Here is a 12,951-nt window from a genome sequence, read left to right as displayed (position 1 = left end):
CGACGGAGCTGGCCCCGCTTCGTTGATCACGGGGGCGCGGCCTACGTCGGCTCAGATGACGTACGCGTACAGGTCCACGAGGGTGCCGTCGGCACGGCGCAACCCGGCGGAGTCGCCGTTCCTGCCGTTCCAGAACCCGGTGGTGCGCCCGTTGTGGTAGGCGGTCGCGTCGTCGTCACCCGGACCGGTGTGCACGCGCAGCAGCCCACCCGGTGGAATCACGTAGCCGTCGCCCACCATGATCCGGTCGGACGCCTGGTTACGCAGGTACCAGCCGGAGACGTCCACCGGCCGGTCAGAGACGTTGCGCAGCACCACGTGGTCGCCGGGGGAGTGGTAGCTGATCTCCTCCATGACCACGCCCGCCGCACCGGGCACCCGGTCGCGGCCCTGCAGCATGTCCTTCAGCGCGGACGGATAGTTGGTGATCATGCCCTCGACGCCCAGGTCCAGCGCCCACCGCCAGAGCTGCGGCGAGTCGACCGTCCACGGCACGAGCGCCATGCCCGCCTCGATGACCCGGGCCGCGTCCTCGGACCGCAACCGCCGGACGTCCGGGTTGACCGAGAAGATCCACCCGGCGAGGTCCGTCAGCTTCCCGCCCGCCGGCACGTCGTAGGTGATCAGCGAGACCGGGACATCGGGCAGCTGCGCGTGGAAGTCCCGAACGGCCTGCTCATCGAAGGACCCCACGATCAGCGGCGCGGCCGATGTGATCCACTCGGGGCGCCGCCGCAGCCGCGCGGCGACGGCAGCCGCTAGCCCGGGATTCACATCGGGCGACTTCAGCTCAAGGTTCAGGCCGACCCGGCCGCCGAGCAGGTCCAGCAGTTCGTCGAAGGTGAGGATGCGCTGACCGCTGAACTCGCCGTCGTACCACCCGCCGGCGTCGAGTTTCCGCAGCTCTGCGACGGTGAAATCGTGCACGTTCCAGGGCGCGCGGTCCGGAAACGCCAGCCGGGCGTCGGTCGTGCGGGCCAGCGTCACATCGTGGATGATCACCAGCTCCCCGTCGGCGCTGAGCTGCACATCCGTCTCGACGTAGTCGGCGCCCTCAGCGATCGCCAGCTCGAACGCGGCCGCGGTGTTCTCCGGCGCCATCCCGGACGACCCGCGGTGCGCGTACGTCGCGGCGTGGCCGCCGCCAGCGCTGGCCGGCGGTGTCGTGGCCGCCCGCGGAACCGGCGCCACCGCCGGTCCTGGACGGAGGGCCGGCCTCGATGACGGACTCGTGCTCATCCAGAACTCCTCGCAACGGGGCCGACGCCTCCGGCTCCTGTCCGACCCTAACGGAGATGCAGCTCGGCCTACCCGTCGCGGAACGTCCCGCGTCGGTGCTCCCACCGGGGATTGTCCGGCGCCTATCTCGGGTACCGCAGCCCTGCCGCCATCCGCGCCGCCAGGCCCCTTGGAGCTGCCATGACAGTCGATCTCCCCGCCCACGCGGTCACCGCCGGGGCCGTACCCGAAATCTGTGCCCGGCACGGTCAACCTGCCACCCGAAAGCGGAAGACTGTCTTCCGGTCCTACACACCCAAATGGGCCTACATCCTGCTCCTGTTCGGAGTGCTGCCGTTCGCGATCGTCGCCGCCGTACTGCAGAAGCGGGTCAAGGCCCCGACCTGGCCCTTCTGCGCCGACTGCGGCAGGTTGCGCACCCGCCGGCTGCTCACCGGCACCGGTCTGGTGCTGCTCGCGGTCGTCGGCGCGGTCGCACTCTCCGCCCTGATGCCCTCGAACGACGCGAGCGCCGGGCCGATCGTGCTGGTCTTCGTGCTGCTGGTCATCGCCGGGCTCGGTGTGGCCAGTACGGCCAGCAGCGGTTCGATCGCCTCCGGGTACGTGTCGAACGATGGCAACACCCTCCACGTGCGGCGCGCGCACCAGCGCTTCGCCGAGCAGGTCACGGCCCTGGCGCCCAGCCCGGGAGCCCAGCCCAACCAGGGGTACCAGCCCCACCCGCCGGCCGGGTCGCCGCAGTATCCGCCGGCTACCACCGCACCGGAGTACGGGACCGTCGGGCAGCCCTGGCCCCAACAGCCGCAGGGCGGACGGCCGCAGTAGGGCTCGGAGGTCGGGTCGGACCCCAGGGCTTCAGCCATCCGGCTCTGCCGATGAGCAGCGATGAGTCTCCGGGCCGCTCGGCGATGCGGCTGTGTGTGCTTCGTCGCGGCGAGGCAGCCGGTCGGGCTCAGGCCGAGAATGCAGCAATGCCGCCAAGCCGCCATGCGCGAGGGGACGGTCGCCCAGTTCGCTGATCCCGACCCATGCGATGTCGTCATGCTCGTCAGGTGCACGGTTGGTGGGAGAGCCGACCCAGTCGCCGATCTGCCAGACGCCCACGTGAACGGCGTCCTCGCCACTGCCGGCATGCCAGTCGCCCAACCGTGAGGCGGACTCCGCCACAATGTGAACACCCACCTCCTCGCGCATCTCCCGCGCGAGGGCTTGGAGCTCCGACTCACCCGCTTCGACGTGTCCCCCGGGCAGATCCCAGAGATCTGGGTATGCCCGGCGGGTCGGGCTGCGGTGTACCAGCAGGACCGCGCCGTTTTCCACGAGTGCGCCTGTGACGACGACATGCATGGAGGGATCAGAGCACAGGGGGTGTCAACTGCTGCCAAGGGAGTGTTCTTCAGGCGGCAGAGACGCGTTCTAGTGCGGTGTTTGGGCGAGGGGCTGCGGGAGTGTCGTACCCATCGCCAACACTGATCCCGAAGGGGGTGAGTGGGGGGGGTGGGTGTGCGCAGCATGCAGGCGTACCGGTTCGCTCTGGACCTGACGCCGTTGCAGGAGCGGTCGGTGTTGGCGCATGCGGGCGCGGCCAGGGTGGCGTACAACTGGGGCCTGGCCAGGGTGAAGGCCGTCATGGACCAGCGCGCCGCCGAACGCAGCTACGGTGTTCCTGAGCAGTTGCTGACTCCGGCCCTCGGGTGGAATCGCGCCGCGTTGCGCAAGGCGTGGAACCAGGCGAAGGCGCAGGTGGCGCCGTGGTGGCCGGAGTGCTCCAAAGAGGCGTTCAACACCGGCCTGGACAACCTGGCCCGCGGGTTGAAGAACTGGTCCGACTCCCGGGCAGGCAAGCGGAAGGGGCGGCGAGTCGGATTCCCGCGGTTCAAGTCCCGCCGCCGCAGCACCCCCAGCGTCCGGTTCACCACCGGGGCGATCCGGGTGGAGCCCGACCGTAAGCATGTGGTGCTGCCCCGGCTGGGCCGGCTCAAGCTGCACGAGTCCGCCCGCAAGCTCGCCCGCCGTATCGAGGCAGGCACGGCTCGGATCCTGTCGGCGACGGTGCGCCGGGACGGCGGGCGGTGGCAGGTCGCGTTCTGCGTCGAGGTCGAGCGGGTCGAGCGCATCCCGAGGCGGCCGCGGGCGGTGGTCGGTGTTGATGTGGGGATCAGCCATCTGGCGGTGTTGTCCACCGGTGAGATGGTGCCCAACCCGCGGCATCTGGACGAGGCCGGCCAGCGGATGCGGCGGCTGTCCCGGCGGCTGTCCCGGCGGCTCGGCCCGGACCGGCGCACCGGCCGGCGGCCCTCGAATCGGTGGGAACGCGCCCGCCGGCAAGTCGCCCGCGCGCATGCGCGGGTAGCGAACCTGCGCCGTGACAACCTGCACAAGCTCACCACCGGGCTGGCCCGCGAGTACGGCACGATCGTGGTCGAAGACCTCCACGTGGCCGGCATGCTGGCCAACCGGCGGCTGGCCCGACGCATCGCGGATGCCGGCTTCGCCGAGATCCGCCGGCAGGTGGGCTACAAGACGTCGTGGAACGGTGGCCGGCGGATCGTCGCCGACCGCTGGTATCCCTCCAGCAAAACCTGCTCGGACTGCGGTGCGGTGAAAGCCAAACTGCCGCTGCGTGTCCGAACCTACCTCTGCGACTCTTGCGGTTTGGTCCTCGATCGGGACCTGAACGCCGCCCGTAACCTCGCCGCCCTCGCGCATGAAGTCACCGTCACCACCGCCGGGAGTGGCCCGGTGGCAGGACGTGGAGCCGACCGTAAGACCCGCCCCGGCGGGCCGGTGGCCATGAAGCGTCAACCCGGCACCGCCCACGCGGACAAGACCGGGACCGTCCCACCGCAAGGCGGGACATGCCGATCAGTCGCTAGAGCGCACTGACAGGTAACGGTAGGACAGGCCCGCTCCAGCCGAAGGGGCGCGCAGACGTCCGGATCTGCCGCTGGTCGGGCGTCGCGGCGTCCCTCGGGCCGATGAGAGGGCGCGCCGCTGGTCCGGGCATAACAACTCCAAACCCCCCCGGAGTGCATCCGCTACGGCCTTCCGCATCCGGCTACGCCGGTCGGTCTTCGGCGGGCCGCCTGCCAGCCGGGATCCGCCCGGCGGCTCCGCTCCGGTCAGGCATTAGGGCCGGGATCTTCGTCCGGTAACGCCGCCCGGGTGGGCGGTACCGGAAACAGGTCCCGGCGGGCGCCGCTGATCCCGGCCGCCTGTTCGTGCGCGCGGTTCAGGATCGCCTCCACCTCCCGTCGGGCGGCGGTCACGATCCCCTCGGCGTCGAGCCGCGCCTTGGCGCGGTGATCGTCGGCCTGCTCCTCGGCGAGTTTGAGGAGCTGTTCTACCCGGGTGCCCAGGCCGCTGAGGGTTGGCCTGCCGGTTCCGTCGTCGTTCCGCGGCAACCGTGGTTCCTGTGGTCGCCCCGTCGCCCGCCGGCCCGGCGTCCTCGTCGCCGTCCACCAGGCCGTCCCCGACGAGATCGGATTCTGTCGTACCGACCAGGGACAGCGCGATGCCGAGCGCGGCGATCGCGACGCCGGACCAGACGGCGGCAGACCCGAGAGACGGACCGACCGTGGCGCCGACGCCGAGCCCGAAAAGGATGGCGGCAGCCTTGGCCCGCTTGCGCACAGGTCCTCCTCGAGTGGTGGGGGCGTGAGCTTCCGGTTCCAGCATGACGAACGAGTCAACCCGGGTCAGAACGCGTCGGAACGCCCCGACGCAAGAGGGGCGCTGGACCAGCCGAGCTCATAGTCTCCAGTGGCGGACAATCGAATACCCGAATCTGCCGCCGTCCGGACGCTCAGTGGGGAAACGCGCGCGGGATCCGTGCGCTGAGGAGTTCGTCGCGGAACGCTTGGATGCGCGTGATGACCTGTCGCCTGCCGATGGTGTGCTCGATGCGGTCGAGGTACAGGCATCGCGCGGCGAGCTTGTCTAGGTCGACGGTGAAGTAGATCGCCATCAGCGGGTTGACGAACAGGTCGCCCCCGCCGGTGCGCCGGGTAAACCGGACGTCTCCGAACGCGCCGCTGGTGGCGGCGGCGATTTGTCCTTGGACGATGCTCGGCCGGTCCGGGGTAGCGGCCTGAGCGTCGGCGACAGCTTCGCGGTACAGCGCCGCCTCACGGCTGGAACCGGGGATGGACAGGGCGCCGAGGTAGCCGCCGTCGCGGTCGAGTGCGGCGAGGTTCTCCAGCACCTGGACGTGGTTGACGCCGTCGTAGGCGTCGATACCGAAGCCGAGACTGGTCACCAGCTTGACCGGCACGTCCAGCGCGGCCACGGCGGCCAGGCTGGTGATGTCCTCCACCGGGGTGCCGAGATCGCTTTCGTCGCCGCGCAGCAGGACATCGGTGCCGCCGTCGACCAGCACGACCGCATCGATGTCGAGTTGTTCGACCAGGTGCCGGTACGCCGCCCGTAACGGCTGGACACCGAGAGGCGGAAAGGCGTACACGGTCGACGGCAGCTCCTGAGTCGCCAGCCACCGGGCGAGCGTCCGTTCGGGGAAGTACCAGTCCGGGCTGGTAGTGCCCGGCCGCACTGCCGCGACGTCCTCCGCCACCCACGCGTCCCGGTCCATCAATTCGAGCTGGGAGAAGGACAGGCTGGCCAGGTGGACCTGTGCGCCGCCGCGCCACAGGGCGAACGCCAAGGGCAGGCCGGCGTACACGTCGAACCCTCCGCCCGCTCCGGCTATGAGGATGCTCCGCGCTGGCGCCAGCGCGACGAACAGCGGCGGAACGGCCAACGAGAACACACCGGGGTCGGCCGGCAGGGCCGCAGGGTTCATCACCGCTCAATGATCAGCCACGACCCGGCGATCCAAGCTTCCGTGGCCCACCCGCAACGGACAACAGCGATCGGGCGTACGCACATGCCGCTGATCGTGTGCGTCGGCGTCGGAGGCGCCGCGTCACCCCAGGTAAACGGCGGAGACAGCTCGTGGCGGTCTTTGCCGATCAGCTGGCCAGCTTCTCGAAGAGTTCGTTCGGGGTGTCGTAGTACCTCGTCGTCCGGCCGAGGTGCGTCATGCCGAGCCGCCTGCAGACGGCCTGGGAGGCACGGTTGTCCGGATCCGTGACCGCGATGGCCCTCGTCAGACCCCGGCTGAACGCGTCGTCCAGGACCGCCGCCGCTGCTTCGGTGGCATAGCCGTGCCCCCAGGCGTCCGGGTGCAGGTGCCAGCCGATCTCGACATCGGTCGGCCCGCCAGCCGGTTCCCCGGCCGACAGGGGAATCGGCTTGAGCAGGAGGTTTCCCACCAGCCGGCCGTCCGCCGCTGTGGTGATGGCCCAGATCCCGTGGATCGGGTCGTCGATGGCGCATCGGCGTGTGATCGAGGCGAGGGCATCCTCCCGGTTGTTCATGATCGTGGGCTGCGCGCCCAGGAATCGCACGACCTCCCAGCGCGACTCGAGATCCAGAAGGAAGTCGGCGTCCTCATCGCGCCAGGGGCGCAGCAGGAGGCGGTCGCTCGCGATGGTGCGCATGCGACCAAATCTAGTCAGCGCCGAGCAACGGCCAGCTACGGCGTCAACGCTTGCCGCTGCTTGCCGCCCCGCTTCTGGAATAGGTGGTCTGGCCTGCCGCGGTAGTCGTGGCGGTCGGCCGTTGGGTCATCCGAGCCACCGATCGAACCACGCGCGGGTGCGGCGGAGCACGTCGAGTTGGTGGTTGCGTTCGCGGATCGAGTGGTTCTCCCGGGGATAGACGACGTACTCGTGCTCGACCCCGAACCTGCGCAGCGCGCGGTGGTAGAACTCCGCCTGTGACACCGGAACGTTGCTGTCGTTCTCGCCGTGCAGGATGAGCACCGGCGTGCGGACCTTGGAGGCGTACGAGACCGGGCTGAGCCGGTCGTGGCGGTGTGGACCTGTTCCTTCCCAGCCGCTGCTGCCGCCGAGGGCAGCCTCGAACGGCCCCTGCTCTCCGGTTGCGGCGACCATTCCCCAGTCGCTGATTCCGGCGCCCATCACGGCGGCCTTGAACCGGTCCGTCTGCCCGACCGCCCATGCGGCCATGAAACCGCCGTGGCTCCAGCCGCCGATGCCCAGCCGGTCGGGGTCGGCGACGCCGTCGGCGATGAGCAGGTCGATGCCGGCACAGATGTCGGTCCACTCGTCCAGGCCAACCGCCCCGGCGACGCGCACCGCGAAGTCGTGGCCGTGCCCTCGGCCGCCGCGCGGGTTCGGCAGAAACACGGCGTAGCCCGCGGTCGCCAGCCACTGGCCGGACGGGTGCCAGCCAAGCTGGAGTCGGTCGGCGTGCCGTTCGTACGGGCCGCCGTGAACGAGAGTTACCAGCGGAAACGGCCCCTCCTTGTGGGACCGGCCGGCGGGCAGGATCAGCAGACCGTCCAAGGCCAGCCCGTCGGATGCCTCGTACGACAAGCGTTCCTGGACACCCCACCGGATGTCGCGGAGTTCGGGCCTGAGATCGGTCAGGCTCGTCAGTGGCCCGCAAGTAGGGCCGGCGTGGACGTTTCCGGGCTCGTAGGACGTGCTCACCACGGCCGCGACGGCCTCACCGTCCCGGCTCGTGGTCAACGACGTCGCGAGGCCGTCGACCCGGGACATCTCGGCGAGGTTGGGCCCGGCCGGATCGAGCCGGTGGATCGCGGTGTCGAGGCCGTCGGCGACCAGCACCAGCGGCAGACCGGCGTCGACCTGAACCAGGCTGCTCGGACAGGCGGTCGTGCCGGCGGTCAGGTTACGATGCTCGCCCACCGGCCCCCTCATCGGCACGGCGACATCGAGAACCGCGTGTCCGCCCACCAGAGCGGGTGGAGTCTTCGCGACATATGCCAGGTGCCAGCCGTCGTCGGCGGGCCACCAGACGAGCGACGACGCGTCCGCCGCGGCCGGGCCGAGGTCCCGCGTCACGCCGCTGTCCGGATCGAGGAGGTGGATACCGGGCTCCGCCAGGCCCGGGTCCACGTCGGGAGTCGACCAGGTCAGTACCGCCAGGATTCCATCGCCGGGTCGCTGGGCCACCTCGACGACATGGCGATCGCCGAACGCATCCGGTGTCCGGATCTCGCTGCTCCGTACGTCGACCAGCCGCAGCCGGTCCGGGCGTACGCCTTCACCCCACACCCGAGCGTCGTCACGCTCCCTGTCCCGGCGTTCGTCCTCGGCGGACGGTTCATCGGCTGCGATGACGGCGACGAGGTCCGGTTCGGCCAGTGGGAGGTGCCCGGACACCCCACCGGCCCAGCACGTGACCGCCTCCACGACACCGTCGAACAGCCCCACCCGGTGCAGTTGCGCCGTACCGCGCTCGGCCCGGTCGGAGAGAAAATAGATCAACAGCGAATCCGCAGCCCACAGCGGCGCTGAATCGCACGCCTCACCGCAGGTCAATCGTCGCGGAGACACAGTCCCGCCGACGGCGGCGACCCAGAGCTCACTCACGGGGTGATCACCAGCCCGCCCGACCGGGGCGACCACGTAAGCGACCCACTTGCCGTCGGGCGACAGCGCCAGTGCCTGCGGAACACGACCATCAACCACCGACTCGGCGGTGAGCTGTGCACGGGCCACCGAGGCACAGTATCGATCAACTACTACGGCGGCCAACCGCTGCCGCGAGCCGCAGCATGGCAGCGGCGTCCTCGCGGGCCGTACCAATCTCGACCGACAACGCCGGGAGGAAACGATCTCTGCTTGATCGAATGCTCGCATCTGTCGACGTGCGTGTGGAGGGCTTGAGGGGTCGCAACGGCGATGAGTTTCGTTACGGTGCCCAGTCTGTATTCCCGTGCACCCGCTCTCCCGACTCTCGGGAGAGCGTCATGACCGTTACGTACAGGAGGCAAGCGTGAAGCTTCTTCTCACATCTGCGGGCGTCCAGAATCCGAGCATCCGCGACACGCTGGTCGACCTGCTGGGCAAGCCCATCGCCGACTCCAGTGCCCTCTGCATCCCTACGGCGTGCCACCCCATGGGCGGGCCAGCCTCGGCCTGGCGCTTCATCACCGGTCAGACGCCGCTACCCATGTGCGGCCTGGGCTGGAAGTCGCTGGGCGTCCTTGAGCTGACAGCGCTGCCCAGCATCGGTGAGGAGCGGTGGGTCCCCTGGGTCCGGGAGGCTGACGTCATGCTCGTGGCCGGCGGCGATGCGACGTACCTGTGCCACTGGATGCGGCAGTCCGGGTTGGCGGACCTCCTGCCGTCGCTGCGGGACACCGTCTGGGTGGGGTTGAGTGCTGGGAGCATGGTGCTGACCCCCCGGATCGGTGCGGACTTCGTCGAGTGGCAGTCCGCGCCCGACGACCGCACACTGGGGGTCGTCGACTTCTCGATCTTTCCGCACCTAGGTCTCGAGCCGGACAACACCATGGCTGGTGCCGAGAGATGGGCGGCCGAGATCGCGGGTCCGGCGTACGCGATCGACGACCAGACGGCCATCAAGGTGACCGACGGCACCGTGGAGGTCGTCTCCGAGGGGCACTGGAGGCTGTTTCCCGCGTAGCCGCGGCCAAAGTGATCGGTGTGGCGAAGCGCCCGCTCATGGCCGACCGGGCGCTAGGTTTCCCCACCGTCGCCCTACGGGTTGCGCCGCACGCTCGTGCCGATGAGAGTGCGTAAGAGTGGGCAACGCGAGACCGACCACTTCAAGCTGGGTTGTCGCTGCGAGACGGGTTAGAAACCGACGGCGGTAGCCCGTAAACGCCGGTCGCCGTCACGGTGGCGTCGTCGATCCAGCTCGGGTCGATGCTCCATCGACCGGCCATCGCCATCACGTCGAACTCGGACGGCGTTGTGTCGTACCAGGCTGTCCACTCATCGTCCGACCAGTGTTCCCGCCCGGGCTCCATACCGCGAATGCCGATGCCCAGTTCAATTTCGTCAGCCGTCGGATCACCGACGAACAGCGGCACCTCACCTCGCTCGCCGACCCAGCAGTAGGCGCGCAACAGCTCACCATCCCGGGCCCAGGCCCAGGCGTGATAGTCCGGGACCCGTTCGGTGGCGAAGAACTGCACCTCGCCCAGGCACCGGCTCAGCTCCCTCAGCCAATCGGGGAAGGCCGGCTCGGTCGCGTCGAAACCCGCCGGCATATGCAGCCGACCGTGGGCGAAGGTCCAGCCTGGCACCGGCGCGGCCACGTACACGCCGTGCCGGTAGGCCCGGTCGGTGCCGGTAGCCCAGTCGAGGACCTCCCGGTCGTGCAAACCAAGCGCATCGGCGACCTCCCCGAGGGCCCGATCTCGGACAGCCAACCACGACGTCTTAAAACCGAATCCCGCCACGCTGCCATGATCCCAGGAACCTGTTTCGCATCTGGGGGCATCCGGATCTGGCCGACCGGGCGTTAGGTTCTCTCGCCGTCGCCCGACAGGTTGCGCCGCACGCTCGTGCCGAGAGGAGTGCATGCCTTGGGTGTGCGGATCGTCCTGTCGGTCTGTGGTAATCCGTGCGACCTTGATGGTGAAGATGGGTCGCGCCGGGCGGTCCGAGGCGGCCCTGGCCTAGGTGCCCTGCGGACGCGGTTTGGTGGTGGCGCGGTGGTAGCGGCCGGCGAGCGTACGCACGAGTTCGACGAGTTCCGCGGGTTCCGTCACGGTGAAGTCGACGCCGAGCAGGCCGAGGTGGACGGCGAGCGCCTCGATGCTGTCCGCGCCGGTGTCCAGCAGACAGTGGGTGTCGTCGACGGGGGTGATGGTGCCGATGGCGGCGTTGATTTGCTCGATGAGCTGTTCGGCCGGTGCGTGCACGACGACCCGGGCCTGGTACCGCCAGGCGGCCGACGACACGCCCCGGCGTACCTGGTCGACGGCTTCCTCGGGGAGATCTCGGGGGGTGAATCTGGGACCTGTTGGGGTGCGTGGGTGGAGCCGGTCCACCCGGAACGTCCGCCAGTCAGCCCGCTCGACGTCGAACCCGACGAGGTACCACCGTCGTCCCCAGTTGACCAGCCGGTACGGTTCCACCTCGCGCCGACTCTCGGAGCCGTCGTGGCTTCGGTAGTCGAATCGCAGGCGCTCGTGGTCCCGGCAGGCGGCGGCGAGGGCGCTCAGCGTGTCGGCGTCCACCCGCGGGCCCAGGTCGTCCCGCGGCACCGCTACGGCGTAGTGCTTGAGGGCGTCGACGCGACGCCGGAGGCGGGCTGGCAGCACCTGCTCCAGCTTGGCCAGTGCGCGCAGCGAGGTTTCCTCGACCCCGGTGATGGTGCCCCCGGCGGCGGTGCGGAGCCCGATCGCCACCGCGACTGCCTCCTCGTCGTCGAGCAGCAGGGGCGGCAGTGCGGCGCCGGCGCCGAGTCGGTAGCCGCCTACCGCGCCTCGGGTGCCGTGCACCGGGTAGCCGAGGTTTCGCAGGCGTTCCACGTCGTTGCGGACGGTGCGGGTGCTGACCGAGAGCCGCTCGGCCAGTTCGGCGCCGGTCCACTCGCGGGGCGTCTGGAGTAGCGAGAGCAGGCGCAGCAGCCGCGCGGAGGTTTCCAACATTCTTCGGAGTCTGTCAGAGCATTAGGAACGGAGTTTGCCTAATTCGTTCCTACGCTGATGACCATGACGAACGACAGCACGGTCGCCCCGTTCCGCATCGACATCCCCCAGGTCGACCTCGACGATCTCCAGCAGCGGCTGGCTCGGACCCGGTGGGCGGAGGAACTGCCCGCGGGCGAGTCGGCGCCGGCCGGCCCGGTGCCGCCCGGTTGGGAGTACGGCGTACCGGTGGGCTACGTCAAGCAGTTGGTCGAGCGGTGGCGCACCAGCTACGACTGGCGGGCCTGGGAGGCGAAGCTGAACGCGTACCCGCAGTTCACCACTGAGATCGACGGCCAGGACGTCCACTTCCTGCACGTGCGGTCGCCGGAGCCGGACGCGACGCCGCTGATCCTGACCCACGGCTGGCCGACCTCGGTGGTCGAATGGCTGGACGTGATCGGCCCGCTCACCGACCCGCGGGCCCATGGCGGCGACCCGGCGGACGCGTTCCACCTCGTCATTCCGTCGGTGCCGGGTTTCGGCTTCTCCGGGCCGACCCGGGAGCGCGGCTGGGACCGGTACCGGGTAGCCCGGGCCTGGGCCGAGCTGATGCGCCGGCTCGGGTACGACCGGTACGGCGCGGTCGGCAACGACGGCGGATCGCTGATCTCGCCCGAGGTGGGCCGGGTCGACCCTGAGCACGTCTGCGGCGTGCACGTGACGCAGGTCTTCTCCTTCCCGTCGGGCGAACCCGCCGAGCTGGCTGGTCTGTCCAAGGAGGAGCGCGGCAAGCTCGCGTTCGCCGAGTGGTTCACCCAGAACCGGGGCGCGTACGACAAGCTCCAGTCCACCGAGCCGCAGAATCTGGCGCACGCCCTGGCCGACTCCCCGGCCGGTCTGCTGGGCTGGCACGCGCAGCTGCTCGGCGCTTCACTCGACCCGGACTATGTGCTCACCAACGTGACGATCTACTGGCTGACCAACACGGCAGCCTCAGCCGCCCGGTTCTACTGCGAGGACGCGGCGGCGGCCCCCGCACAACAGAAGTCGAACGGCCGGGGCACGTCCGTGCCCGAGCCGACCACCGTGCCCCTCGGCCTGGCCAATTTCGCCTGGGACTTCCAGTCCATCCGGACGTTCGCCGACCGCGACCACAAGAACATCCTCTCCTGGAACGTCTACGACCGGGGCAGCCACTTCGCCGCCCACGACGCGCCCGATCTGCTCGTCCACGACATCCGGCAGTTCTTCGGCAAGGTTCACTGATCCGC

Annotated in this window: 12 protein-coding genes; 4 read left to right on the top strand and 8 right to left on the bottom strand. The window is 69.8% G+C overall.

From position 1 onward, the window contains the following. Positions 1-51: 51 nt before the first annotated feature. Positions 52-1,191, bottom strand: a complete 1,140-nt coding sequence (locus tag ACWEVO_RS05280; protein ID WP_452306323.1) for a glycerophosphodiester phosphodiesterase family protein — start codon at positions 1,189-1,191, stop codon at positions 52-54. Positions 1,192-1,419: 228 nt separating this feature from the next. Between ACWEVO_RS05280 and ACWEVO_RS05275 the strand changes: the two genes are divergently transcribed. Further along, positions 1,420-2,064, top strand: a complete 645-nt coding sequence (locus ACWEVO_RS05275) for a hypothetical protein (RefSeq protein WP_452306322.1) — start codon at positions 1,420-1,422, stop codon at positions 2,062-2,064. A gap of 30 nt (positions 2,065-2,094) precedes the next feature. Here the strand turns inward: ACWEVO_RS05275 and ACWEVO_RS05270 are convergent, their stop codons facing one another. Further along, positions 2,095-2,586, bottom strand: a complete 492-nt coding sequence (locus tag ACWEVO_RS05270) for an NUDIX domain-containing protein (protein ID WP_452306321.1) — start codon at positions 2,584-2,586, stop codon at positions 2,095-2,097. Positions 2,587-2,736: 150 nt separating this feature from the next. On the opposite strand from ACWEVO_RS05270, the gene tnpB reads away from it, so the two are divergent. Next, positions 2,737-4,125, top strand: a complete 1,389-nt coding sequence (tnpB, locus tag ACWEVO_RS05265) for an IS607 family element RNA-guided endonuclease TnpB (protein WP_452306320.1) — start codon at positions 2,737-2,739, stop codon at positions 4,123-4,125. A gap of 236 nt (positions 4,126-4,361) precedes the next feature. Here tnpB and ACWEVO_RS05260 read toward each other — a convergent pair whose 3' ends face one another. From ACWEVO_RS05260 to ACWEVO_RS05245, 4 genes are all read right to left on the bottom strand, one after another. Further along, a complete protein-coding gene (locus ACWEVO_RS05260; RefSeq protein ID WP_452306319.1) occupies positions 4,362-4,643 on the bottom strand; it encodes a hypothetical protein in 282 nt (93 codons plus the stop codon). Between the two features lie 401 nt (positions 4,644-5,044). Then, positions 5,045-5,917, bottom strand: a complete 873-nt coding sequence (locus ACWEVO_RS05255) for a DUF1152 domain-containing protein (protein ID WP_452306318.1) — start codon at positions 5,915-5,917, stop codon at positions 5,045-5,047. 289 nt (positions 5,918-6,206) lie between these two features. Further along, entirely contained in the window at positions 6,207-6,737 is a 531-nt protein-coding gene (locus ACWEVO_RS05250) for a GNAT family N-acetyltransferase (RefSeq protein ID WP_452306317.1), read from the bottom strand. Positions 6,738-6,863: 126 nt separating this feature from the next. Continuing rightward, positions 6,864-8,789 carry a prolyl oligopeptidase family serine peptidase gene (locus tag ACWEVO_RS05245; RefSeq protein WP_452306316.1) on the bottom strand — a complete coding sequence of 642 codons (1,926 nt, stop codon included), beginning with the start codon at positions 8,787-8,789 and terminating at the stop codon, positions 6,864-6,866. A 277-nt stretch (positions 8,790-9,066) separates the two neighbouring features. On the opposite strand from ACWEVO_RS05245, the gene ACWEVO_RS05240 reads away from it, so the two are divergent. Beyond that, a complete protein-coding gene (locus tag ACWEVO_RS05240) occupies positions 9,067-9,720 on the top strand; it encodes a Type 1 glutamine amidotransferase-like domain-containing protein (protein ID WP_452306315.1) in 654 nt (217 codons plus the stop codon). A 142-nt stretch (positions 9,721-9,862) separates the two neighbouring features. Here ACWEVO_RS05240 and ACWEVO_RS05235 read toward each other — a convergent pair whose 3' ends face one another. Together ACWEVO_RS05235 and ACWEVO_RS05230 are read right to left on the bottom strand one after the other, a co-directional pair. Then, positions 9,863-10,501 carry a hypothetical protein gene (locus ACWEVO_RS05235; protein WP_452306314.1) on the bottom strand — a complete coding sequence of 213 codons (639 nt, stop codon included), beginning with the start codon at positions 10,499-10,501 and terminating at the stop codon, positions 9,863-9,865. 219 nt (positions 10,502-10,720) lie between these two features. Further along, positions 10,721-11,698, bottom strand: a complete 978-nt coding sequence (locus ACWEVO_RS05230; protein ID WP_452306313.1) for a helix-turn-helix transcriptional regulator — start codon at positions 11,696-11,698, stop codon at positions 10,721-10,723. A gap of 63 nt (positions 11,699-11,761) precedes the next feature. Between ACWEVO_RS05230 and ACWEVO_RS05225 the strand changes: the two genes are divergently transcribed. Further along, the gene (locus ACWEVO_RS05225) at positions 11,762-12,946 is read left to right on the top strand and encodes an epoxide hydrolase family protein (RefSeq protein WP_452306312.1); all 1,185 of its coding nucleotides are present in this window, start codon (positions 11,762-11,764) and stop codon (positions 12,944-12,946) included. Positions 12,947-12,951 lie beyond the last annotated feature (5 nt).

The sequence above is a fragment of the Micromonospora sp. NPDC003776 genome, from assembly GCF_053605645.1.
Note: the sequence above shows the minus strand (reverse complement) of the source record. Positions and strands in the feature narration are given on the sequence as shown.

Coding starts and splice junctions, on each gene's coding strand:
- ACWEVO_RS05230 (WP_452306313.1), bottom strand. CDS start 11,698: ATGTTGGAAACCTCCGCGCGGCTGCTGCGCCTGCTCTCGCTACTCCAG.
- ACWEVO_RS05250 (WP_452306317.1), bottom strand. CDS start 6,737: ATGCGCACCATCGCGAGCGACCGCCTCCTGCTGCGCCCCTGGCGCGAT.
- ACWEVO_RS05225 (WP_452306312.1), top strand. CDS start 11,762: ATGACGAACGACAGCACGGTCGCCCCGTTCCGCATCGACATCCCCCAG.
- ACWEVO_RS05275 (WP_452306322.1), top strand. CDS start 1,420: ATGACAGTCGATCTCCCCGCCCACGCGGTCACCGCCGGGGCCGTACCC.
- ACWEVO_RS05270 (WP_452306321.1), bottom strand. CDS start 2,586: ATGCATGTCGTCGTCACAGGCGCACTCGTGGAAAACGGCGCGGTCCTG.